The 24,855-nt window shown below is 47.1% G+C and carries 21 protein-coding genes; 8 read left to right on the top strand and 13 right to left on the bottom strand.

Annotated elements, in window-relative coordinates; translation table 11 throughout:
- Nucleotides 1-11: 11 nt before the first annotated feature.
- Genes ACO08K_RS09440 through ACO08K_RS09430 form a run of 3 tightly spaced genes read left to right on the top strand, consistent with a single transcriptional unit; the run spans nt 12 to nt 4,296 of the window.
- Nucleotides 12-2,159, top strand: a complete 2,148-nt coding sequence (locus ACO08K_RS09440) for an ATP-binding protein (protein WP_421796146.1) — start codon at nt 12-14, stop codon at nt 2,157-2,159.
- 31 nt (nt 2,160-2,190) lie between these two features.
- Entirely contained in the window at nt 2,191-3,216 is a 1,026-nt protein-coding gene (locus ACO08K_RS09435; RefSeq protein WP_421796145.1) for an alpha/beta hydrolase family protein, read from the top strand.
- 3 nt (nt 3,217-3,219) lie between these two features.
- Complete coding sequence (locus ACO08K_RS09430; protein WP_421796144.1) at nt 3,220-4,296, top strand: sensor histidine kinase; 1,077 nt, start codon at nt 3,220-3,222, stop codon at nt 4,294-4,296.
- Nucleotides 4,297-4,302: 6 nt separating this feature from the next.
- Here ACO08K_RS09430 and ACO08K_RS09425 read toward each other — a convergent pair whose 3' ends face one another.
- The 10 genes from ACO08K_RS09425 to ACO08K_RS09380 all read right to left on the bottom strand — a co-directional run bounded on the left by ACO08K_RS09425 (nt 4,303) and on the right by ACO08K_RS09380 (nt 15,593).
- The gene (locus ACO08K_RS09425) at nt 4,303-5,244 is read right to left on the bottom strand and encodes a glycoside hydrolase family 43 protein (RefSeq protein WP_421796143.1); all 942 of its coding nucleotides are present in this window, start codon (nt 5,242-5,244) and stop codon (nt 4,303-4,305) included.
- 214 nt (nt 5,245-5,458) lie between these two features.
- On the bottom strand, nt 5,459-5,728 hold the full coding sequence (locus ACO08K_RS09420; RefSeq protein ID WP_421796142.1) for a hypothetical protein: 270 nt from the start codon (nt 5,726-5,728) through the stop codon (nt 5,459-5,461).
- A gap of 44 nt (nt 5,729-5,772) precedes the next feature.
- Nucleotides 5,773-6,540 carry an MBL fold metallo-hydrolase gene (locus ACO08K_RS09415; protein ID WP_421796141.1) on the bottom strand — a complete coding sequence of 256 codons (768 nt, stop codon included), beginning with the start codon at nt 6,538-6,540 and terminating at the stop codon, nt 5,773-5,775.
- 207 nt (nt 6,541-6,747) lie between these two features.
- Nucleotides 6,748-7,176 (bottom strand): hypothetical protein, encoded by a 429-nt coding sequence (locus ACO08K_RS09410; RefSeq protein ID WP_421796140.1) that lies wholly within the window; start codon nt 7,174-7,176, stop codon nt 6,748-6,750.
- 3 nt (nt 7,177-7,179) lie between these two features.
- Complete coding sequence (locus ACO08K_RS09405) at nt 7,180-8,007, bottom strand: DKNYY domain-containing protein (RefSeq protein WP_421796139.1); 828 nt, start codon at nt 8,005-8,007, stop codon at nt 7,180-7,182.
- Nucleotides 8,008-8,014: 7 nt separating this feature from the next.
- Nucleotides 8,015-9,415, bottom strand: a complete 1,401-nt coding sequence (locus ACO08K_RS09400) for a putative oxidoreductase C-terminal domain-containing protein (RefSeq protein ID WP_421796138.1) — start codon at nt 9,413-9,415, stop codon at nt 8,015-8,017.
- 211 nt (nt 9,416-9,626) lie between these two features.
- Entirely contained in the window at nt 9,627-11,024 is a 1,398-nt protein-coding gene (locus ACO08K_RS09395) for a Gfo/Idh/MocA family protein (protein ID WP_421796137.1), read from the bottom strand.
- 236 nt (nt 11,025-11,260) lie between these two features.
- Complete coding sequence (locus ACO08K_RS09390; RefSeq protein ID WP_421796136.1) at nt 11,261-13,267, bottom strand: DUF6807 family protein; 2,007 nt, start codon at nt 13,265-13,267, stop codon at nt 11,261-11,263.
- A gap of 526 nt (nt 13,268-13,793) precedes the next feature.
- On the bottom strand, nt 13,794-14,981 hold the full coding sequence (locus tag ACO08K_RS09385) for a serine hydrolase domain-containing protein (RefSeq protein WP_421796135.1): 1,188 nt from the start codon (nt 14,979-14,981) through the stop codon (nt 13,794-13,796).
- 9 nt (nt 14,982-14,990) lie between these two features.
- Nucleotides 14,991-15,593: a hypothetical protein gene (locus tag ACO08K_RS09380; RefSeq protein ID WP_421796134.1), complete on the bottom strand. Its 603-nt coding sequence runs from the start codon at nt 15,591-15,593 to the stop codon at nt 14,991-14,993.
- A gap of 281 nt (nt 15,594-15,874) precedes the next feature.
- Here ACO08K_RS09380 and ACO08K_RS09375 point away from each other — a divergent pair, with 281 nt between their 5' ends.
- A complete protein-coding gene (locus ACO08K_RS09375) occupies nt 15,875-16,915 on the top strand; it encodes a sensor histidine kinase (RefSeq protein WP_421796133.1) in 1,041 nt (346 codons plus the stop codon).
- 5 nt (nt 16,916-16,920) lie between these two features.
- Nucleotides 16,921-17,715: a LytR/AlgR family response regulator transcription factor gene (locus ACO08K_RS09370; RefSeq protein WP_421796132.1), complete on the top strand. Its 795-nt coding sequence runs from the start codon at nt 16,921-16,923 to the stop codon at nt 17,713-17,715.
- A 105-nt stretch (nt 17,716-17,820) separates the two neighbouring features.
- On the opposite strand, the gene ACO08K_RS09365 is transcribed toward ACO08K_RS09370, so the two are convergent.
- On the bottom strand, nt 17,821-18,237 hold the full coding sequence (locus ACO08K_RS09365; protein WP_421796131.1) for a hypothetical protein: 417 nt from the start codon (nt 18,235-18,237) through the stop codon (nt 17,821-17,823).
- A 466-nt stretch (nt 18,238-18,703) separates the two neighbouring features.
- Here ACO08K_RS09365 and ACO08K_RS09360 point away from each other — a divergent pair, with 466 nt between their 5' ends.
- Entirely contained in the window at nt 18,704-19,522 is an 819-nt protein-coding gene (locus tag ACO08K_RS09360) for a YEATS-associated helix-containing protein (protein WP_421796130.1), read from the top strand.
- A gap of 121 nt (nt 19,523-19,643) precedes the next feature.
- Here ACO08K_RS09360 and ACO08K_RS09355 read toward each other — a convergent pair whose 3' ends face one another.
- Together ACO08K_RS09355 and ACO08K_RS09350 are read right to left on the bottom strand one after the other, a co-directional pair.
- A complete protein-coding gene (locus ACO08K_RS09355; RefSeq protein ID WP_421796129.1) occupies nt 19,644-20,276 on the bottom strand; it encodes a MarC family NAAT transporter in 633 nt (210 codons plus the stop codon).
- A gap of 853 nt (nt 20,277-21,129) precedes the next feature.
- A complete protein-coding gene (locus ACO08K_RS09350; protein ID WP_421796128.1) occupies nt 21,130-21,777 on the bottom strand; it encodes an HAD family hydrolase in 648 nt (215 codons plus the stop codon).
- A 72-nt stretch (nt 21,778-21,849) separates the two neighbouring features.
- On the opposite strand from ACO08K_RS09350, the gene ACO08K_RS09345 reads away from it, so the two are divergent.
- Both ACO08K_RS09345 and ACO08K_RS09340 read left to right on the top strand, forming a co-directional pair.
- Nucleotides 21,850-24,228, top strand: coding sequence for a TonB-dependent receptor (locus ACO08K_RS09345; RefSeq protein ID WP_421796127.1), 2,379 nt, complete (start codon nt 21,850-21,852; stop codon nt 24,226-24,228).
- Nucleotides 24,229-24,277: 49 nt separating this feature from the next.
- Entirely contained in the window at nt 24,278-24,829 is a 552-nt protein-coding gene (locus ACO08K_RS09340; protein ID WP_421796126.1) for a hypothetical protein, read from the top strand.
- Nucleotides 24,830-24,855 lie beyond the last annotated feature (26 nt).

Genomic DNA, 24,855 nt, shown 5'->3' with positions numbered 1-24,855 from the left:
ACCCCTTTATCATGCGGAATTTAATCTTCTGTTTGCTCTTGTTTCCCTTCCTTGCCTTTACCCAAAATGATGCTATTTTTCGCATCGATAGCCTACCCAAAGAAGGTGTTTTGCTGAACCAGGGCTGGAAATGGCACGCTGGAGATCATCCAGACTGGGCAAAAGTGGATTTTGATGACTCCCAATGGGAAAGCATTGACCCTACGAGGGATATATTCGAACTGCCCCGCCTGGATAAAAGTGGTGAAATCTTCTGGCTTCGGTTACATTTAGCAATGGATCCCAAGGGGCGGCAGCCCTTGGCCATGCTGATTCAGCAATCTGGTGCTTCCGAAATTTACCTAGATGGGCGTCTAGTGCATAAAATAGGCGTTATCGAGGCATTATATCATCGCCATCAGGCTTTAAACCCCATGCAATTCCCCTATTCCTTTCCAACGTCAAAGACAAATTCAACCCTGGCCATTCGGTATGCTTTTAAGCCCAATACTCCTTACAGCACCTTATTTGGTATGACAAACCCAGTTTTTTCAGCAAAACTTAATCTTGCAGAAATCGCCTTTGCTGAAAGTGCTTCCAATTTAGCACTCACAACCAACCGGGATATGTTCAGGATAGGGGTGTATTTTGTCTTGTTTATAATATTTTTTACCCGTTTTCTCTTCTTGCCCACCAAAAAAGTTAGCCTTTATTTTTCGATCTACACCTTCCTTTATGCCATTTCATGGTGGCAGTTTTTGGAAACGCGTTGTCCAAACATCCCCGAAAAATTCTATTGGGCCAATTTATTCTCTTTAATTATCCAAACCATTGGAGTGCTGTTTTTGACCTCTGCGGTATATCAATTTTTTGACCAAAAAAGAACCTGGATGTATTGGATCTTAGTCAGTTTGGCTATTGTATCCATTCCCTTTGCAATTGTTTTTTATGGTTGGGGTTGGCTAGTTTATGCTTTCATTTTTTACAATTTTGCCAATTTCGAAATCGTAAGAACATCCGTAATTACTAATTTAAACAAACAGAAAGGGGCGTGGATTATGGTAGTCGCAGGGGGAATTTACCTGATTTGCTGGATTGTATTTACTTTGCTGTTTTCCCGTATTGTTCAGCTTCAAAATCGAAATATTGAATTAATACTCTTTGATGTAAGCATGCTGATTATGTCTTTAGCATTTGCCATCAACCTGGGGTTTGACTTTGCGATGAACTATCGCTCTTTGCAGCAACAGTTCGAAGAAAATCAAAAACTAGCTGAGGAAAACCAGGCAATCCTTACCGTACAAAACGAAACCCTCGAACGGCAGGTGGAACAACGCACCGCCGAGCTAAAAGCATCCCAGGCCCAACTCATCCAATCCGAAAAACTCGCCTCCCTCGGTGAACTTACCGCAGGCATCGCCCACGAAATCCAAAACCCCTTAAACTTCGTCAACAACTTCGCTGAAGTGAGTGCTGAAATGCTGGATGAGATGCAAGAAGAACTGGAAAAAGGAGATACCACCGAGGCCATTGCCATTGCTACGGATCTAAAAACAAACCTGAAGAAAATCAACCACCACGGCCAACGCGCCTCCGCCATCGTCAAAGGGATGCTCGAACATTCACGGGCGAGTACGGGGGTAAAAGAACCCACCGACCTCAATGCGCTGGCTGATGAATACCTGCGATTGGCATACCACGGCCTGAGGGCGAAGGATAATAATTTCAATGCGACCCTGGAAACCCATTTTGATCCCAATTTACCCAAGGTCTCAGTGATTCCCCAGGACATTGGGCGGGTGTTGTTGAATTTGATCAATAACGCCTTTTATGCGGTTGCTGAGCGCAGTCGAAGCACGGTGCACCAGCGTGCGGTAGAGACGTTGCATGCAACGTCTCTACAACATCCCACATACCAACCCACCGTTACCGTTTCCACCCAAAAAACAGGTGATCAGGTTATCATCAAGGTACAAGACAATGGCCCCGGCATTCCCGAATCCATCCGCGACAAAATCTTCCAACCCTTTTTCACCACCAAACCGACAGGGCAAGGAACGGGTTTGGGGCTGAGTTTGGCCTATGACATTGTAACAAAAGGGCATGGGGGGACTTTAAACGTCGACTACACTGAAGGAGAAGGCAGCAATTTTATCCTAAGCCTTCCCATCCTACCGTAAAATGTTTATTTTGACAAAAAAACACTCACACATGCGTGCACTGAATTTCATTTTTGTCCTGAGTTTGATCTGTTCAATCAGCTTTGCCCAAACCCCCGACCTTTCCGCGCAGATCAAAGCCCTCGAAGACCGCCTGCAATTTTTGGAGCAAGGTTTATCCAAACAAGTGGACGACCTGATGTGGCACGAAAAACTCGGCGACATAGCCACAATCGACAAAGTACGTTACACCAGCAAACCACCCCATGTGATCAGCAACCCCACTGGACAGGGCGCCAAAAACCCGTTGGTGATCCAGGCTTATACCTTTATTCCCAAAAAATTCGCCTCATCCAATAAATTGCCCCTGATGGTGCTGGTTCACGGGGGCGTACATGGCGATTTCAATACCTTTAATGCCCATATCGTTGCCGAGTTGATCGATCAGGGCTACATTGTGATTGCGCCGGAATACCGCGGCAGTACGGGCTATGGTGCAGGTTTTTACCGCCAAATCGACTACGGCGATTACGAGAACGACGACGTACTGGCAGGCAAACAATGGGCCGTGGAAAACCTGCCCCAGGTCGACCCCTCCCGCGTAGGCATCATGGGCTGGAGCCATGGCGGCATGATCACTTTGATGAATATTTTTGACCATCCCGAAGATTACAAAGTGGCTTATGCCGGAGTACCGGTTAGCGACCTGATTGCCCGCATGGGTTACAAAACACAGGGCTACCGCAATGAATTTGCTGCCCCTTACCACATCGGCAAGGATGCCAACGACAATGTGGCCGAATACCGCCGCCGCTCCCCGGTCTGGAATGCCCAAAAGCTCAAAACACCACTCCTGATCCACACCAACACCAACGATGAAGACGTCAACTCGCTAGAAGTGGAAGCTTTGATCAATGCCCTAAAAGCCAATGGCAAAAAATTTGACTACAAAATTTATCAGGACGCTCCGGGTGGCCATATTTTTAACCGCATTGACACCAAGTTGGCCAAAGAGTCCCGGGTGGAAATTTACAAATTTTTAGCTCCCCACCTGAACCCACCCAATGCCCCCAAATAGCCGATGAGCAACAAGCGCAAAATATTGATCGTAGATGATGAAGCAGACATCGAGCTGCTCATCCGCAACAAGTTTCGGCGTCAGATCCGGGACAATCAATACGAGTTTGTCTACGCCAAAAACGGCGTTGAAGCCCTTTCCAGACTCCAGGAACACCCCGACCTCGACATAGTGTTCAGCGACATCAACATGCCGGAAATGGATGGGCTCAGCCTGCTTCGCGAAATCAACAATGTCAATCCACTTTTGCGCACAGTCATGATTTCAGCTTACAGCGACATGGCCAATATTCGGCAAGCGATGAATCGTGGAGCATTTGACTTCATCGGCAAGCCTATTGATTTTGATGACTTTGAAAACACCCTGGCCAAAACACTCCAATTTGTCGAGCACTTCAAGACCTCTTACCAGGCTATTGAAGAAAACAGCATACTGAACCTGCGCACCCAGGAACTCGCCAAAAAGAACCAGGAAATCGAACTCCTACTCAAAGAAATCCACCACCGGGTCAAAAACAACCTGCAAACCATCTCCAGCTTGCTCAACCTGCAATCTGCCACCATCAGCGACCCCGCAGCCCTCAAGGCCGTGCAGGAAAGCCAGAACCGGGTGCGCTCTATGTCGCTCATCCACCAAAAGTTGTACCAGGACAAAAACCTGGCTACCGTAGAAATGAAAGACTACCTGGAAACCCTGGCCCAAACCCTGCTTGATACCTATGGGAATATGGAGGGGCGGGTACAGCTGCATTTCCCGATGTCCGAGCTGGAACTGGATGTGGACACGGCCATCCCATTGGGTTTGATTGCCAATGAACTGATTACCAACTCCCTGAAGTACGCTTTTTCAGCTGGCCGGGAAGGAAAAATTGAGGTGAGTCTGGTTTTGGAGGATGACCAACAATATTGTCTGCGGGTTTCAGATAATGGGCTCGGTATTCAGGAGCAAGGCAATGAAAGTGGCACTGGTTTTGGCAGTCGTTTGATCCAATTGTTGGCCATCCAACTCAATGGTCGGGTAGAAATTCAGGACGATGAAGGGGTAACGACCCTTGTCAAATTTCAACCTTTGAATGGGTAAACTTTATCACAATTTAGCCTTCACCTCCTGATTGAACCACTTGGTTTTCACCGCAAACATCGTTCCATGCCGCACCCCGGCTGGGAAACTCACCTGATCCGAAATATCCGTCCAGGTTTTTAAATCGCTGGAACTGACCGCGCCGTATTTGTGCTCGGTGTACTTGTCAAAATACACGATCCAGTTTTTGTTGATGTGCAATAGGGTAGGGCCTTCAGCCCAATATTTACCCGTGATGGGTTCGGACGCCTTGCTGTACCCACTCAACAATTGGGTGCTGCGGGCAATGCGCAAATTCTTTTGTGCTGGATTGCGGGTTTCATCCTTCAAAAAGAGGAGGTATTCCTTGCCAATTTTTTGGATGGTGCCATCAATGACATTGAAATTCTGGTCGTAAAACAGCTGGGTAGGTGTAAAGGTCTTAAAATCTTTAGTGGTGGTGTAGTACAGGCGGTGGTTGTACCCGGCATCCCCTGCTTCGGCACCCGCACTAAAGCGCCCGGGAATGGTGCTCGCCCAATAGATGATGTATAGTTTGCTGGCTTTGTCGTAAAACAGTTCTGGCGCCCAGGTATTTTTTGTGGTAGGTTCGTGGTCCATCACCTTGAGGTACTGTTGTTCCGACCAGGTGATGAGATCCCGTGAAAAGGCATAGCCAATGCCCCGCTCCGTCCAGCCACTTGTCCAGACCATGTGAAACAAACCATCCGGGCCCTGAATGATGCAGGGGTCGCGCATCAGTTTGGAAATACCCACCACAGGTTGTAAAAAAGATTGGTCATTTTTGAGTGACTCCCATTTCAGGCCGTCGGCGCTCCAGGCCAGGTGGAGGCCGTCTTCACCGTTGCCTTTAAAGTAGGAGAAGAGGTAGGTGGTTTTGTTGGATTGGGCGTTGATGTGGCAGCAACACAGTCCAAGGAGGAGGAGCAGAGTGATTCGTTTTATCATGGTGGAATATTGGTTGCGTTGTCGTTGGTTAAAAACCCAAAGCGGCATTCTTTTTTATCACAAAGGAAAAAAACGAGGACTCAAAGGACACAAAGTTAGACGTTGACAAGGTTTTAAATCCAAGATACAATCTACTTTTCAATTCAACCCTCGTCAAAATCTCGCCTTTGTGTCCTCTGTGTTTCTTTGGGTATTCTTTGTGAAAAAAATGTCGCTAATGCCAGGGCCCCTTGTGCGTAATCATGGCGATGAAGAACAGCAATGCAAAAAGTGAAACCCCTATTGCAGGTGCCCCTGCCAACCAAAGAGCCAGGTTAAAACGATAAAAACTCAAAACAATGGCCGCCACCGTTAGTCCAAGTAAAGCACTGAACCTTCTGCGGTACATTCGTCTTTTGTTGGATTTCACCACAAAGGCTTCGTGGCCCAACATCAGTAGAATGATGGCGTCAATACAGAGGAAGAGGGCGAATAAGATTTTCATGTTCCAGGTATTCAGGTGTTAATCAAAGGTGCCAAAAGCTTGCCTTACAACTCAACCACACTGTAATCCGCCACAGCGACATAATTGGGCTGCTTTTCCAATACCGCAGCTGCACTCGGATAAAAAGTACGGGCAATTTTTGGCACCAAACCCTTGGCATACTTTTGCTCATCGTGGGTGCTGATGATGTGTCGGGGATTCAGGATTTGTGCCAATTTTTGTAAAACACCCAAACCTAAATTGACCGTTCCACCCAGAAAAAAAGGCAAATGGTACTCCGAAACGGTAGTGATGAGCACATGAATCGGGTATTGTTTCAGTATTGCGATTTGTTTGGCGTTGGGTACAAAGCCATGTGGAGCATAAAAGATGTTTTCCCCGTCCGGGCTCAGGATCAATAGGGCATTGTGCACCTGGTCAAATAAAGAGGCAGTACGAAACTGCGCAAAGCGCAGCTCCCCCAAACTCCAAAAGCCATTTTTGTAATCAGGAATCGTTTGGAATGTCCAGCTTTGCCCAAAGGTTTTTTCCAGTCTTTTGCGCGCGGCGGGCACGGCAGCAATCGGGATTTCCGGAGAAAGTAAGGCTAGTGTTTTTTCGTGACAATGGTCCGAAAAGGGTTGAGAAATGATGATGTGATCAATGCTTCCCAATGCCTCAATGGCTACAGGTGGCGTGGCATGCCATTGCTCATTGAACCAGGAAAAGCCATCGATCTCGGTGCCGGTGAGCCAGGGATCGAGGAGGAGGTTTTGGTTAGCGATTGTAATTTTCCAGCTGGTGTCTTGGTTTAGGCGTTGGAGGCTGATCATGGCAAATGTTTGGCTTGTATCGGATAGATTATCAAATAATTAGTAGGGATATGCACTGTCTAAAACCCCGCCCCGAAAGTTTTAGACTTTCGGGGCGGTCGAGCAAAGCACTGGTTCGCTGCTTTACCTCCCCGAAGGTTTGGAACCTTCGGGGAGGGGTTCTAGATTTGCGGGCAAATCCTTGATTTTTAACCTGCCTCAAATCTATTAATTCGGCACCGTACTCGGCACCCTAACAATATTCTCCAGTACCAAACTATCCACCGCCTCCACCTGTGCAGTTTCTTCATTTTTTTTAGGCCAAAGGTGGAACCCTCCTGTCATACTTGGGGTGATTTCCCAGGTGCCCCAAATGCCATTTTCATCCACATTACCGTCGTAAAAAACGGTGTGGGTTGCGTAGTATTTGGTCATTTTGCACCAGAGTCCCTGAGTGTCGTAAATGCCCTTCCAAACAAATGGCCCGATATTGTCACTTCCACCACCACTGACTTCATTGTTGGCAAAATTGAGGGAAAAATACATCTTGAATTGCTCTGCACCTGGGCCTTGAGCGTAGGTGTAAAAACCTTCCCATTCCCCGCTGGGAAAAAGTGGATGGGTTTCGGAAGCATTGTTTAAATCCAAAGGGTCCATTGTTTATTGTTTTTTACCCGATTGATAGGTGCCGTTTTTGTCCTTGGCCTGATGATTTTCGGTTTCTTCGAAGGTAGCCAGATCTGCGCCCTCTACTACCCGATCTTCATAGTAGACCTGATTCTTGTCTTTGGCATATAACCTTTTTAGACCTACAAAAGTTGGCACATCAACTCCCGTCATCGGCACCCAAGCCGTTTCACGCCCGAGGGATAAGCACCAGGCCTTGTTTTTATCCTTAAAATGGAATTCGCTTACCGCTTTAAAAGTTTCACCATCGGCACCTTCCAAGGGCTGATCATGCCAAAAAACATGGTAACGATCCCTGGCTAGGTAATTCCCGTTGAACATGGGTACAAATTCAAAAGTGGCAGGATCAGCTCCAGCTACGGGAACATTATCTCTAAAAACTTTTTCCCGATCGCGGGCATATACAATCCCTTCGGCGGTCACATTACCCGGCTTTTCATTGGGATTGGGTACAATTTCAAAATGAGCCCCATCATGGCTAATGATTTCATCGCGGGTAAACCCATAGTTTTTGTCTTTGGAATAAGCCCCAGCCAGATGTTTGAAAGAAGCAGGGTCGGCTTGAGGGATGATTTTCCCGTAATAAAACACATGGTTTTTATCCTTGCCGTATTCGTCTTTTATCGATTTGAAACTTTTGGGGTCAGCCTGTCCGATCACTTGACGCGAAGCTGGAAATCCGTGGTAAAACACCACTTGATTGTCTTCAATCTGGTATCCACTTTTTAAGCCATCAGGAATACAGCTTTTCAGCGATAAGCCAAAGATAGCCAGCCCCAGCGCAGCGATTTTTTTGAGCATTGTGGTTTTATTTGTCTCTACTCAACTCATATGCCTTTGTCGTAACGTAGTACTTCGCCAGCATATTGGGTACTTCCCACTCGGGCAATTTGCCTTGAGTCAAATATTGCAAATATTTTTCGGTTACCTGAGCAAAATGTGCCTCATGGCCAACGCTATAAGACTCGGGAATGATGATTTTCCAACCTTTTCCGTTGGCCTCGTAGCCCAAACCTTTGAATTGACCGTTGTTCAGGGTATTGATAGCTGTTTTTAAAGCAGCCTCAGCAGCAGCACGATCTACATTGGGAAGTGGCTCAACATAGAGGATGGGCTTGTATTTTTCTGCCGCGCCTTGCCGGATTACGAGATTGGCTTTGGTGCCCCGCATGATGGAAAAGTGGGTATCACCGGCGCCTTCGGGGGCCTGGAAGTTCCAGATCACCGATACTTTGGCGTGGACACCTTTGACACTAAAATGGGTTTCACCATTGGCAAACACTTTTACGGTTGAGTCCTTGGTCAGGTCTTTTTTCAAAAAACCGGGGAAACCGGGTAGGGCGGTTACCTGTTTGAATTGATCCCTGCTCAGCTCCGTAGCACTGCGTTTGGCAGCCTGCAACTGAATGTCTTTGGTATAACTGATGCTTTGTTCGGGGAAACATTCCCAGAGCACCAAATCCACTAGGTGAGTCGATACGTCTACCACCCCTTCGCCTTGCTGCTCCACATCAAAAAACCAGGCTGGGCGGATCAGTGGCGCACCAGATACAAATTTGAAAAAATGGTGTACACTTTCCTTGGTAATGGCGGGGTTATCCGGCGTCCCTTTCTCAAGGGTTCCAAACAGGTCCGGCATTTGAGAAAGCTCCCGTTGCAGGATGGTACTGATCTCGTAGCGCTCGGTCATGATGTCGTAGAGCAACACGCCTTTTTTTTCTGCCAGGGGAAAAAGCTGTTTGAGGCGCTGAAAATCTGCGGGTTTGATGGCCATGGGTTTATCGGCCAGTACGTTTAACCCGGCGTCGATGCAGGATTGGATGTAATGGGTTTTCTGGGCATTGTTGCCGGAGATCACCACTACGTTTCCAGGCTTTTCACTGAGCATTTTAGCCAAGTAATCAGTGCCCTTGTAGACCTTGGAATTCCAATGAGTAGGATTTTCCGGGCGTTTGTTGTAACTGTCGATGCGCGCCAGGTGGGCTTTTAACTCGGGTCCATCCGGTGCGTACACATACACTGTTGAATCAACTTGGGTGTAATTGTTTTTTTGCACCAAGGCCGCATGGAAATGCCCGGGATCGAGGGTCATCAGCTTGATTTCGTTGGCGGCACCACTGAGTTTCATGCTACTGGTTTGCTCTTGGGTTTGAGAATTGGAACAGGCGCAAAGGCCAGCGAGGAGGAGGAAAAGGAGTGATTTGTGCATTTTTTTCATTTATCTAGTTCTTTAGCAAAGGCAACATTTTTTTGATTTGGCTGCGCCAAATATTTTGTAACCGCGACGACGCGACGGCGCGACGTTACATGTGCTTCGCACACTTTTGCAACGATCATTTGGCGCAGCCAAATGGATCGTCGCGCCGTCGCGTCGTCGCGGTTACAAAAAAGCAGCGAAGCTGCTAAATGCGTAACATGAGTTATTTCACATATTCCGTCCCAAATGGAAAACGCTGTGGCCGAGCCAACATCGCATTCGCCTCATCGTCATTTTTGAAGCGTTCATGAATTGGGTCCCAATGGAGGGTGCGTTTCAATTTCATGGCCGCGTGAATGAGCAAACAAGCCGAGGTGGAACGGTGGGCCACCTCCACCGGAGCAATGGTTTGTTGACCATTTTGAATACAATCCAACCAGTTGCCGTGCTGATCTGGGGAATTGTACAGGTGAATTTCCTCAGGTTTGATGATCGATTGCAAAATTTTGGCATCGCTGGCACTAAAGGCATCCGAGTTTTTGGCATTACCTGGATCACTGGCCGTTACGCCCACATTGCCCCTTGATACAAAAATCCAGCCTTCGCTGCCTTCAAAACGGACCCCGTTCGGGAATGCACCGCTGACTTGCATGTTTACCCCATTGGCATATTTTGCTTCGGCCAAAAAGTCGCCGTGTACATTCCAAAGCCCACTGGTTGGAAACTTCGCATCCGCCTTGATTTCGATTGGCCCCGTATGTTCCGTGCCCATCCCCCAGTGCGCGGTGTCGATGTGGTGCGCGCCCCAACCCGTGATCATTCCCGCTCCGAATTGTTCACAACGCAACCAGCCCGGACGGTCAAATCCCACTTGTGGGTGTACTCTTTTTTCGGTGTAATACACATAAGGCGTAGAGCCCAGCCACATGTCGTAGTTCAGGGTTTTCGGGATGGGCATTTCTGGCTCCACTTCACCCCCGGGGTCGCCCGGCAAGCCAATTTTTACGGTATGCAATTTCCCAATGCGGCCATTGCGCACCAGTTCACAGGCCCTTTTGAATTGCGGCCAGGGGTTCTGAGAGCGCTGCTGGCTACCAATTTGAAAAACCACGCCCGATTTGTGGACGGCATCACTCATGCTGCGCCCTTCGGCGATGGTCAATGCAGCTGGTTTTTGCAGGTAGATGTGTTTGCCAGCGTATGCAGCCTCAATCGCTGGTTGAGCATGCCAATGGTCGGGTGTACTGACGATCACTGCATCGATCTCTGGATCCATGAGCATTTGGCGGTAATCGTCGTACATTTTAACATTGACGCTGGTTTTTTTCTTATCGGTGTACCATTTTTCAATCCATTCTTTGCCAAATTCCTTGCGCTTGCTGTCCACATCACACACCGCCATTACCCTGGCCTGGTCAAAGCGCATGGTATCTGGCAGGTCGTGCCCCATAGCTATTCGTCCAAAACCAATCTGACCAATTTGAATTTTATTGCTGGGTGCATTTTTGCCCAAGACCGAAGCAGGTACAATGGTAGGCAACACCATCATGCCGAGCGAGCCAGTGATGGTGGTTTTGAGGTATTCGCGGCGGGACATGCCGCGTTTTTTGTGATTTTGCATGGTTGTAGGTTAAGGGGTTGAGGAACATGAGTCATCCCGAGTTTTTGAAAAGTCAAAATCGGGCATAAACCTAATCGCGGAGCGATTGAATTTTGAATAGCCCCGGTCGTCCGGGGTAACTAGTTGGGTCAAATTGGCGGCAACCACGGCAGTGGTTGAACTCAATTGAGCAAAAAATTCAACCGCATCCGCGGTTTGTTATCCCAAAAATTCGGAATGACTCATGTTTTCAACTTTTATTCCGTAATGAGTTTATCTGTCGCCTTGCTGTAGTCCAACTTATCACTGCCGTCCAGCACCCACAGAATGCCACCCAGCAAGTGAGTCGTAAAAGTTGGATCCGAGTAGTATTCTTTTTTGTGCCCAAGTGCAGTGTACCAGGTACGTCCCAGGCCCTGTTCTTCTGACCAGCAGAGTGGAAAGAGTTTCCCGAAAGTAATGCCCGGGTATTCCCCTTTTTTGTCATCAACAACGGTATTCATGTTCGCGGCAAGCAGTACATGTTTGCCCGGATACAGGTGTTCAAGGTAGTAACATTCATCTTCCCAGGCCCAGGTACTGGGTAAGTGCAAGGTAGACGGATGTTGAGGATCGATCACCTGAATTTCAAATTTTTGTAGCGGCGGATGGCGTTTGAATTTGCCACCGAGGGTGCGCCAAAACCAGGGCCATTGCCGCTCCGATCCCGAAGCAGAGTGAATGGCCACCATACCGCCACCTGCCTGGATGTAGCGCTGGAAAGCCAGTTTTTGCGCTTCCGTATCAAAAGTTTCGTTGTTGGTATTCGAAAGGATAATCGCGTGGTACTTGTTAAGGTTGGCCTCGGTAATGAGGGCGGGATTGCTGCTGGTATCCACACTAAAGCCGTTTTCGGCGCCCAATTTACGGATGGCTACTATCGAGCTGGCGATGTTGTCATGCACATAGCCCTTGCCGTTTTTGGTGTACAGCAGCACTTTTTTATTGGTGTCGAGTTGGCGCAGGATGATTTCGACCTGAGGAGGGTGCGCGTAATCTTGCCAGTATTTCTCCATTTGTTCCGGGCTGATTTCACCGTCGTAAACCAACATACGGTAGTTCAGAGTATAGGCTTTGCCGGGTTGGAGCACCCAGTCCTGTTCCTGGGCGGGGTTAAAATTGAGGAAAACATTCTCCTTACCCTGATTGGCTCCGGTTGCCCAAAGGCGCAGTTGTTCAGGGTAGTTGTGGTTCAAAGGGTGAGTCATGAATAGGATGCCCGATTTGCCGAAGCTCGATACTCCACGGGCATCGATCCAGCGGGCGCGGGTGCCATTGCCATCACCTTTTCCTTTGCCTTCGGAGGTCAACAAGCGGGCGGTTTTATCGTCCCACTTTTCGGTAGCCCGAAACCCAAAACCTTGGTAAGTATACGCTTTGATGGTAAAAACGCTGTCGCTGGCGCAATGGAGAATGGATTGAAAATCTACCACTTGGGGGCCATCATCCACACCGGCATTCCAAACCTTGATGTTCCATTCTTCCTCCAGAGCAGCCCTGGAACCAGTGGGACTTGGGGCAGTTAAATCAATGTGTTCATGGCGCGTGCTGAGGGTCCCCAACACAGGCCCTTGGGTAACTGCGGGCAAAGAGGGCACTTTTACGGTGCCTTCCCCCTTGTACAGGTTCCAAAAATCCAGTTTGCGGCCCTCAAAAACCGTACTGGTCCAGGGGTTCCAAATGCCGTAATGGTGGATGTGATCGGGAGGCTGAACGCGGGTCAAGACCTCTCCTTTCGGCGACCACAGTGGATGGATGAAGCCACCACGGCGAAAAAGCTCGGATTTACCTTCGGGCACATTGGCTTCGGCGTATTGGTAGCGCAAGAGGTTGCGTTGTTTGCGTTGAAAAACGACGGCTCCTTTTTCCCGAATGGCGACGATGGGTGCCGCCGCCGCATTGGCCGTGCCCGTGCGTAGTTCAAATACCCGCTTGGTTCCGGCCGGAGTCGCCCCCGTTAAAATCCAGCACAATTGTTTTGTTGGCCCTTGTTCCAACTGAAAAGGAACAGGCACTTTGCCTTTTGGGGTTAATTCCAGGAGTTGATAAGTACTGGCTGGGAGGGCAACACCATCCAGATTTAAACTGACGGGGCTATTCTGGCGCTCAAAATCACCACTTGCAACCGTAAAAGTCAACAGTGCCCGATCTTGAGCAAAAAGAGAAGAGTTGAGCATACTACTCCAAAGCAGTATCAGCAGTGCTAATGTTTGTTGTTTGTTCATCTATACTTGTTCTTTTGCCCGGTGTAGGTAGAGAAATAAAGGTAGAAAAATCAGCAGACCTATTATTGGGTTGACGAAAAATTTAATTTTCACCCTGAACAGGTTGTGGGTTTCTGTTTTTGCAGAAAAAAACAAAAGATTTTGGGCAAAAGACTGGGAGCATTAACTGGGTAGTTTTCGAAGCCGGTTGAACATTGAGGATAGAATCTAAAAAATCTAAATAACTCACATTAGGCATTTTATTTATCGCAGAGTTTCACAGAGTACACGCAGAGTTTCACAGAGTTTTTTAGGGCACCTGCGGTGCCAAGAGGCCTCAGAGGTCGCCTTTTACTAAGGCTGGGTTCCTTAGTCGTTATCAAATCCATTACGCTTGATCTTAAGCAAGATTTTCCCGGAGCCCTAACTCCAGCCACCGCAGGTCGCAAACTCCTTACAACTAAAAAACTCCGCGAAACTCTGCGTGTACTCCATTAACTCTGCGGTGAAAAATGCCTAATGTGAATAAATGAGTTTCTGGAAATACCTAGAATCTGGAAACAAACCCACACAACTCCCGCTTGAAGTCGGTGGTGCGGAACAAGTACTGCCCGAACAATTGCCGCCCCGCATTGATGCTGATGAAAATGTAGGTTTGTTTCGAAGGGATGTACAATACTTCGGTGGTTGCGCCCAGGTTATCCCCCTCGTGACCATAAGTGGGTACTCCTTTTTCATACTCGAAATACTCCAACCCCAGACCATATTCAGCCTCCGTGGATTGTTTGCCTTTGATCCAGTTTCGCATTTCCTGAAGCGATTCCTGGCTGACCACTTTTCCTTCTACCAATGCCTCCATAAAACGGATCACGTCGCGGCCATTAGCAGCAATCCCGCCGTATCCTACCAGATTGTAGGCAATGGCGTGGTTCCACTGGGTGCAATTTTCCAAAACACCGTTGTTGAAGCGTTCAAAGTAATAGTTTGGGAAACCCAGGGTTTGTACCTGTTGCTCCGTAACTGGATAATAAGTATCCTTCAATTCCAGGGGTTGAAGAATTTCAGCATGCAACAATTCCCCCCAGGTTTTTCCACTCACTTGTTCCAGCATCAAGGTCAAGAGCAGGTAATTGGCGTTGGAGTAATAAAAATCGGTACCCGGTTCAAAGATTGGCTTTTCGTCGTAGAGGTATTCCAATTGTTCAGCAATGCTAGGCTGGCGCAAGGGGCGGTTGAATTGCTCCAAAAAGAAGCCTGGCGAAGCGGTGAAATTTTTAAGCCCGGAAGTATGGTTGAGCAACATCCGCACCGTAATGTTTTTAGCCTGCGGCAAACGATTAGTAATGTAAGCAGGCAAATAGCGCTGGATGGAACTATCCAAACTCAGCTTGCCTCGTTCTTTCATTTTCATCACCAGTGCCGCCGTATAGGTCTTACTGATGCTGTATACCCAGGCCACCATGCGGTCTTGCATTGGTTTTTTGTCTTCAATTTTGGCGTAGCCAGCATTCACAACGTACCAGCCCGCCGGGCTTTTGACCATGATTTGTACACCAGGGATACCTTTGTTTACATTGCGTTGGGCAATTGCCTTGAGTGAATCAGCCAGTGGGTGCTGAGGATTGACGGGGATGGTTCCATTGACCTCCGCTACCTCCGTGCTGTAAATGTCTTTGTCACAACTCCAGGTGCTCAGGCCCAGCAGGAGCAAGCCCAGGATAACGATCGTTCTCATGTGTTTGAATTATTTGTGTTTGGGTGAAAATTTGAAACCGCCAACCAGGGCACCTACCGGAAATGGGCTGAGATCGGGGCTGTAACCAAAAAGCAGATTGGTTTGATAAGCCAGGTATGGGGTGAAATGGCCACTACCCGAAGCAATTCCTTTAAATCCCAGAGCTAAACGCAGCGGCACTTGTACTACGCCTTTGAATTTTTTTCCCTGCGCCCAGGATTCTCCATTCCATTCCAGGGAAGTTGAAGGGTAATACACCAATTGATACCCAATCCCGGTACCAATGCTGGGCTGAATACTTTTGCCAATGGTAGGCTCATAGCGGATTTGAGTTTGTGCAAAAAGCCCATTTCCCTGGTAGGGATTGTGCTGATACCCCAGGGTGACGCCCGCTTGCAGGTTTTGTTTTTCCCCCAGCCCTCGATAAAGCCCCAACATAACCATGGGTTTGGGTGCAGTAAACTTGGCCTTGAGCCCCGGCAAAAAGAACGCATGCACCCCCACACTCAGATCAAAGCTGGTTTTGGAGTTGCTTTGAGCCTTCAAAGTTCCACCCAGCATCAGCAAAAAAAGCATCCTGAGCAGGTGGTGATGAAAAAATAGATCCTTCATTTTGTCAACAGTTTTAAGTGTAATTGATTGCGAATACTGAGACAAAACTGCAGGGGGATCCATTGGCAGGAAAGGGCAAGCAGACTTAAACCGCCGATTTTTGGCCTCAAGTCGCCAAGCGAAATCCTGAAAGGGTTTTGGAGCGTTTTTTGGATCAAAAATTTTAAAAAGCAGCTTGAGAAAGGAAAAAAGCAGCTTGAGTAGGCATTCTTGCTTTTCCAGGTATGGTTTCGTTGTTGAGCCACCCGATCTGCTGTATTTTTGCAGCTCAATGCCTACTGATGAAAAAGCAATACCGTTGGTTTATCTTATTTGCAGTGGCTCTGGCCTTTATTGGTTCCAATACCTTTACCATTTTGCAGGATACCCAAACCAGTATTTCCTGGCGGTTGGTGTATATCCTGACCACCTCAGTAGCCATACTCACCCATTTTTCCGTTTTTTATGGCATTGCGGTGGTCATGCAACGGGTGGCGCCGGGATTAACTTTGACCCGCCAACGCATCCTGGCCAGCTTGTTTATTGCGGTACCCTTGGTGACTTTGCTGATGGTTTTTTCGGATGCAGGCCAAAGTTGGTTGCAAGGGCAAAAAATCGTCGCTTTTGTTCCTCTGGCACTGGTGGCTTCTTTTTTTCAGTCAATGGCCATTGGGATGTTTGTAATTGGCTTGAGCGAGGCGGTGTACCAGTATGAGCAATTGCAAAAAACCGAGAAGGAAAAGGAGGATTTGCTGCGGCTCAATCTTTTGGCGCAATACGATAGCCTGAAACAACAAGTCAATCCACATTTTTTATTCAACAGCTTGAATAGTCTCAGTTCCCTGATTGGGCAAGACCCGGAGAAAGCGGAGCTTTTTGTGCAGGAAATGAGTCAGGTATACCGCTATTTGTTGCACAACAGTCGGGATGAGTTGAGTACCCTACAACGTGAACTCAATTTTATCCACTCCTATTTGCATTTGTTGTTGACTCGTTTTGGCGCTGCCCTACAAGTTCAGATTGATGTAGCCCCGGAGTTTTGGGAATATCGTATCCCGCCGCTCACCCTCCAATTGCTGGTCGAAAACGCGGTAAAACACAATGAAGTGTCCAGTGAAAACCCGCTCCAATTGAGCATCAGCATCGAAAGGGGGCGTTTAAAGGTGAGCAACAACCTGCAAAAACGCATCATCACTACTTATTCTGAAAAAATCGGACTGGCCAACATCATGGCCCGTTACCGTCTTCTGGGTTATCCTGATGTAGAGGTGATTGATGATGGCGAGCATTTCACGGTATTGTTGCCTTTGATCAAAAGGGATTCACTCATTCCCCAATTGTAAACAGCATGAAACTGGAATCATCCCTGAAAATATTCATAGTGGAGGACGAACGTTTGGGGCTCGAACGTTTGATCAAACTACTCCACGAAATTGACGAGACCATCGAAATCCTGGGGCATGTCGAAACCGTGAAATCCGCGGTATGGTGGTTGCAAAACCATCCGGCACCCGATCTCTTGTTGCTGGATATTGAGTTGGCAGATGGGCAGTGTTTTGAAATTTTTAGGCAAATTGATGTACAAGTGCCCGTGATTTTCACCACCTCCTACGATGAATATGCCCTCAGTGCCTTTAAAGTGAATAGTGTGGATTATTTGCTGAAGCCGATTCGCAAAGAGGAATTGGAACAAAGCCTAGCCAAATTGAAGCGCCTCAGAACTACTTACGGGGAACCCCAAACCCAGGTGAACGTGGAAAAGCTCATTGCCAGTATCCATCAGTTTCAAGCACCCCAGGAATACCGCAAACGTTTTTTGGTCAAGCAGGGGCAAAAATTACAAGCCATCGAAGTGGAAGAAATTGCCTGGTTCCATACAGATAGTAAAATCAGTTTTTTGCGCACCTGGGACAATCAGCGCTTTGTAGTGGATTATACCCTGGAAGAACTGGGTACTATGCTGGACCCGCAGTGGTTTTTCAGAGCCAATCGAAGCTACATCGTCCACGCACGGGCCATTAAAATGATCAATCCCTATTTCAATGGCAAGTTACAATTGAAACTCCAACCGGCAGCCGAGCTAAATGATGTAATCATCAGCAAGGAAAAAGCGAGTGAGTTTAAACGTTGGTTGGGAAAATAAAAACAGTATCGCGAATGCACTATTTAGTTGGGCAAAAATGAACACTTATTTTTTCATCGCCCCTGTGCTCCCGCGATACTGTTTTGCTTGTAGCTAGATTAAGTTTTAATGTGTTCCTGCTTCTTTGGTTTCCTCACAGGCCAAAGCCTTTACAGTTACCGTATTGGATCGATAACTGCTCACTCTACGCAAGGTTGTTTTGTCAATAAAATGGATCATCACAAAAACCTGATACTCTCCTGACCAAGGCAGAGGTACCATCCGTGCAGAGACTGGCGTATCCCAGGTTTTGGGGCCATCCGGATGGATTGCATACCAGGTGTACACAACTCCAACGTTGAGAGGGGGGGCAAAATTCGGAAACTTGATCACGCCCACATTGGCTTGATTGGCTTTGGTGTAACCACAACAGAAGGTGTTGTTGTTGTTATACCCATTGGTACAGGCGATTTGGAACTCTTGTGCGGATCCTGCGACAACAATGGAACCTAAAAAAATGATCGCAAGAATTAGTTTTCTCATGTTTACGTGTTTAACTCTCTACACAGCACTTGTAATGATTACAATGCCAGTAGGTTTTGTTCATGGTTGTTTTCAGTTGCACCCTCGACTACAAATTCTGCTTCTTTGTAATCTTTTCTTTTGACGCAAAAAGTCATCAAAAGTAAAAGGCCTTCACATACTTATTCGGTTACTTGATCTTTCAACTGTTTTATAAACAACAGTCGTTCCGAGACTTGATTCGTTTGACACGTATTTGAGCAGACCTAAGGGGAATGGCCTGTATAGAACTTTTACAAAAATGTGACTTTTTTGTTTAGTATGCAAACCTCCCAGCAGTTTTTTTTAGAATTCGGTAGGAAAAATTAGGGTGAAAGGTGTTATAGTCAGCACGGGGACAATTGCCACTGCATAAATAAGTGTTCAAGGAAAGCTACTTATCATTTTTCCTGCTATATTCGTAAAAAAACACTTAAACCTTCAAGCCATGCCAGATTCTTTGTCTTTATTGGTAGACTCCTTACGTCAAAGCATAGCCGATTCTATTTCCCAAAGCATTACCGATTCTTTAGCCCGCATTCAGCCGCCTGTTGACAACTCCCCAGCGGCATCTTCCATGGATTGGCACTATGTCCTTACCCTGCTTGGCATCATGGCAATAACGGGTATATTGGGCGGCACCGCCAATTACCTCAACGCCCCTAAAGAAGAGCGCAATTTTATGCGCAGTTTGTTGATGGGTTTGGTCGCCACTATTGCCATCCCTTTGTTTTTAAAAGTGGTGGACAGCAATATCCTGAACGACACCAAAGGAGATACCCTCAATTATTTCATCTACGCCGGTTGTTGCGTTCTAGCCGCTTTTTATTCGGCGCGTTTCTTAGAGGGTTTATCCAGCCGAGTACTTCAAAACTTGCAGGAAAAAGTTGATCGCACCAGTGAAGCTGTGCAGGAGCAGGGAGAAAAAATCAATGAAACTGCCGACAAAACCGACATGATCATAGATACCCAGATTCCGGATCCGGCACAAGTCATCCCAGAGCCGGAAAACATTCCGGAATTGGCCCCCGAAGATTTAAAATCGCGTAATGTATTCGAAGATTTTCCTGCCGTAGACAACCGCAGCCCTCAAGAAAAAATAGCCGCTACCTTTGCAAAATACCCTATGCAAAAAATGGAATCCATTTGTAAAGCCCTTGGGGTGAGCCCCGAAACCATAAAGCCAATTTTAATCGGCATGGAGCAAGAGGGCAAACTTAAAAAAGTGTTGCACCGCGGAGAGGAAGTTTATGCCATACAGCGTTAGACCGTTTTTTATTTCATTCGAGTGCAAGACAAAATCGGGGCAACACAAAAAATATTGAATGATTGCGGGTTGTAGAGACGCACGGCCGTGCGTCTCTACGGTGCGCTGCCCCGACATATATTTACTTCATCCCTTCAACCAATTGGATGATGCCAAAAATGATGTATTGAACCCCCAAAGACATTACAATGAAGCCCATAATGCGGGACAACGCATTCAATCCTGCTTCGCCCAACAGTCGATACAGGTAGGGCGCTGAGCGCAAGATCAAATACACCAAAACGCCCAAAAAGACGATTACGGCTGCGACCACCAGGTGTGCTTCCCAGCTGGGGTTCTCATTGTATTGGGTAATGAGGTAAGAAATTGAACCCGGACCGGATAGTAAGGGCATGGCCAAGGGGGCAAAAGAAATATCCTGCCTTTGGAGCGCCTCTTCTTCCACCTCTTTATTCACTGCCCGGTTTTCGGCAAATTTACCACTGATCAAACCATAACCAGAACTCAAAATCATGACGCCCCCGGCAATGCGCATGGCACTGATGCGGATGCCAAAGAACTCAAGGATAAGCGTTCCGGCAAAAAAGAAACCCAATAAAATGATGGTGAAATAGATCCCCGTACTGCGCGCGGTTTGGTTGCGCTCCACGGGCGTGTAATTTGGGGTCATCGCCAAAAACACTGGCACTGCTCCCAAGGGATTGACCACTGAAAACAGGGCCCCCAATACGGCAAAAAACAATTCGATCATCATGTGGCAAGAGTTGAAAGCTGAAGAGCAAGTTTAAAATCGGCTGAGAAAATAAGCAAAAGAGTGGAAATAAAAAAGGGAAGCCGAGTGACTTCCCATAAAAACACCTAAAACCCATATTCATATCATGAAAACCTTGCAAAACAAATCACGGGAAAGGTATTCTAAACCCGTGAACGTGCATTATATCTTCGGTTTTGAGCGGTTTTTAAAGTAAGGGGAGTAAAAAACTCCCCCTCGAAAAACACCTAAAACCCATATTACAAATTCGTAGAGTTGTGATCAGAGTAGGAAAAAAAGGGGGAATTTCTCCCCCACTAAGCACTAAAAACCCTATCTCATGAAAAAACTCATTTTCTTATGCAATGTCAATTTGGATAGTCCGAAGTTTTCATCGCTCACTCTTCACTCGGGCAAGTTTAAAAAGAAGGGGAGAAATTAAAATCCTCCCCATCCATAACACCTAAACCCATAACCTATCATGAAAAACTTAAGTCTATCTCTAAGCTAATCAAGCCTTTGCTTTTTCGCTTATTTGTCTTTTTGACGAAGGCTTTTTTTAAAGTCACACTTTAGTGTAATTTTTTTTTGTTTCTTGCTAAAAAAATTTCTAAAGTTGACTTTTACTGCCGTCCATTGTGTCAAAAACACACATTCATCAATGTGTACGCTTTTTTTGACGTGCCTACCTCAAAAAGTCACGCGAAGGACGAAATTTTTTTCATTTTATGGAAGCTAAGGAAAAATATTTCGATAAACCGTAGTCAAACAATAGAAATACGCAGCAAAACGGGGTGTTTTGGTTGTTCATCGTTGATTTTCATGCTTTTAAGCCATTCGAGTGCTAAAAGAAGCTTTATTGCCACAATAAATCGTCTAAATGGAGGTAGTTGTCAATAAAGCGCAACACGTTGGGGAAACGTTCAAATTCTTCCTTGCTGTGGGTGGTGGTCACCACGACCACCTGACATCCGGCCCGATGCGCCGTTTCCACGCCAGTAGGTGAATCTTCAAAAATCAGGCATTCTTCAATAGGCACTCCCATGCCCTGAGCCACCATTTGAAAAACCTGGGGGTCGGGTTTGCCTTTGCTGACCATTCCTGCATGGACCACAGTTTGGAAATAATTGCGCAACCCGTAGATGTTATCCAGCACGAAATTGACATTTTCGGCAGGTGCCGCAGTACCTACCCCCATCGGGATACCTTTGGAATGGACTTTTTGTAAAAAATCGGGTAATCCGTCGATTAATTTTAATTCCGAAATGAACTGACGGCGGTAGGCATTTTCTTTTTCCCAGGAGATGCGTTTAAATTCTTCTGGGGTAAAGCGATCCCCGAAAAGTTTGGCCAAAATCTCCTCATTTTTGCCATGAATCGTTTGTCGAACTTCCTCCAATTCCATTTTTAGGCCCAATTCAGCCAGTTTTATTTGCCAGGCGCGGTGGTGTACCATCATGTTGTCCACCATCGTACCATCCATATCAAAGATAAATGCTGCCATTTTTTTTAATTTGAGGGCATAAATATCTGTATTTTGGAAAGAAGAACCGTTGTTAAGCCTGTGAATAATTTAATGATTCGAAGTGCTGGGATGCAATTGATCAAAATGCTATTGCTGATTTACTTTGTTCCCGTTCTAACATTAGCTTCCGGACAATCAACCCAAATACAGGTTATTCGAGGAAGTATTGCTGATGCCACGTTGAAGGCGCCATTGGAAGGGGCCAACATTGTTTTACTTTCATTGAGCCCAAACCTGGGCACCAGTTCCAATGCTGAGGGCCAATTCCGCATTGAAGCAGTACCCATTGGTCGTCATAATTTAAAAGTGAGTTTCGTGGGTTACAAAGACCTGTACCTCAACAACATTTCCGTAGAATCAGGCAAAGAAACCCTATTGAATATTGAGTTGGAAGAAGACATTCAACAAACCAATACCGTTACGATTCGTGCAAAATCAGACAAAACCAAGGCGCTCAACGAATTTGCTGCAGTCAGTGCCCGCCAATTCAGTGTGGAAGAAACCCGCCGTTTTGCCGCCAGCTTATACGACCCCGCCCGAATGGCCACTGCTTTTGCGGGTGTAAACAGCTCCGGCGGCGATGGCAACGCCCTTGTCATCAGGGGCAATGCGCCAAATGGGCTGTTGTGGCGCATGGAAGGAGTAGATGTACCCAATCCCAACCACTTCGCCCGGGTGGGCACCTCTGGTGGAGGAATCTCCATTCTAAGTGCCCAGTTGCTGAGTAATTCGGACTTTTTCACCGGGGCTTTCCCCGCTGAATACGGCAATGCACTGGCGGGTGTATTCGACATCAAACTGCGTAAAGGTAACAATGAAAAACGGGAGCACACCCTGGCAGCCAGCATTATTGGGGTAGATGTGGCAACTGAAGGCCCTTTTAAAAAAGGATACGCGGGATCTTATTTGATTAACTATCGTTATGGCTTTTTATCGCTCATTCAAAAACTAGGCTTAAATGTGGGCGACGCGCCTACTGAGTTTCAAGATCTGTCTTTCAACATCAGCCTGCCCACCAAAAAACTGGGGCAATTCAGCCTCTTTGGTTTTGGAGGGCTTAGTCAACAGGCTATTGCCGCTGTGCCCGACTCCAATTTGTGGAAAATAGATGGGGATCGGCGCTTTGGTCGACTGGATGCTTCCAACACCGGAGCCATCGGGCTGACCCACAACTTGTTGCTAGGTAAAAAAACAGCCATCAAAAGTATTGTTGCACTCAATGGCTACGCCTACCGGGAGGAAGACTCGCGTTATGAGCGCGCCACTCAGCCGCTTATTTTTACCCGGGATAACCGCTTTGCTGAACAAAACATCACTTTTTCAATTGTCGCAAACCACAAATTTAGCCCCTATTTTTCGCTTCGATTTGGCGCGTACAACAGTGTCAAAAGTTTTGCATTGCGCCAGCGTGAACTAGTGAGTGGCAAATTGACTGATCGGATCAAAAATCAGGGAAAAACCCACTTACTCAATGCTTTTGCACAAGGCAAGGTGCGTTTTTCCGAACGTTTATCGCTACTCTTGGGTGCACATGTCCAGCACCTTTACCTCAACCACAAAACAGCCCTGGATCCTCGGGCGGCCTGGACCTGGGCGCTGTCGTCCAAGCAAAGTTTGGCATTGGGATATGGGCTTCATTCACAAATACAACCGCTGGGCAACTACTTTGCCCGCGTCATTCGGGGCAAGGATACCGTTTTGGTCAATAAAAATATGGGATTTACGCGGGCGCACCACCTTGTTCTGGCGCACAATTGGCAATTCGTGCCCAATTGGAACCTCAAAACTGAGCTCTATTATCAATGGTTGTTTAAAGCCCCCATTACTGCCGGGCGGGCTACCAATTTCAGTCTGTTGAACATGGACGATGACTTCACCATTGATGCGTTGGAGAACGAGGGCAGGGGAAAAAACTACGGCCTGGAACTTACACTGGAACGCTACTGGACCGATCAATTTTACCTGCTGGCCAGTTTGAGCCTGTTTGAATCTACTTACCTGGCCTCAGATGGGCAGTGGCGCAATACCCGCTTCAATGCCAATACTGCAGCTACTTTTTTAATCGGTAAAGAATGGACTTTCAAAAAGCGCCGCAACCCCTCCGCTCTGGGGTTGGACCTACGCTATTCTCACGCAGGAGGCCAACGGGTCGTACCGATTGATTTGTTGAAATCTCGCCAACAAGGGCGTACCATCACCATCCCTACCCGTATTTATGACGAGAAACTACCTGCTTTTCACCGCCTGGATGTTCAAATGGAATGGCGGGTGCAATATCCACACCTTACGGGAAGTACCATCCTGGGCGTTCAAAATGCGACCAATCATCCTAACCCTGTTCGGCAAAGTTTCAACGCCGCAACTGGAAAAATCCAGTACAGCTACTTGGCCGGAATCATCCCCGTTTTAGGATATCGGGTTGAATTTTAGCCCTTTTCCAAAATCTCTTTATCTTCGATATTCACCAAAACCTAAAACCATGCTTGCCAAACTGCAAAAATGGGCCACTGGCCGCAATGTGATCGTCCTGGTCATTCTCGATCTCATTTTTATGCTGGGCGTCATGCCGTACATGCAACTCCTGATGGCTCTGGTGATGAATCAGCATCCTCAACCCATCGACTTGAGTATTCCTACCTGGACCCCTGATCAGGGTTTTGCCCTGATAGAGTCTTATGGTGAGGCTGGTCGCAAATTGTACCGCACCATTGAACTCACTGCGGATGTGGTTTATCCGCTTGTTTATGGTTTTGCTTTCGCGTTGTTGATCACTTTTTTGGTGCGCAAAATAGCACCAACCCATAGGTGGTTGCCTTATCTGGCATTTTTGCCCCTCCTCGCAATGGTCTTTGATTACGCTGAAAACCTGGTCATCGTGACTTTGTTGTGTACTTATCCTGAAAAATGGGTGGGCGTAGCGAAACTGGGTGGCATTTTTACCTTCTTTAAATGGATATTGGCATTTGCGGCCATCGGGGGAAGTGTGATAGGTTTAATTGTGTGGGGGATTAAGGGCCTCAGCAAACGTTAAACAAAGACTGGCATAGGAACAAACCT

The sequence above is a fragment of the Haliscomenobacter sp. genome, assembly GCF_965225875.1.
In the GTDB taxonomy this organism is placed as follows: domain Bacteria; phylum Bacteroidota; class Bacteroidia; order Chitinophagales; family Saprospiraceae; genus Haliscomenobacter.
Note: the sequence above shows the minus strand (reverse complement) of the source record. Positions and strands in the feature narration are given on the sequence as shown.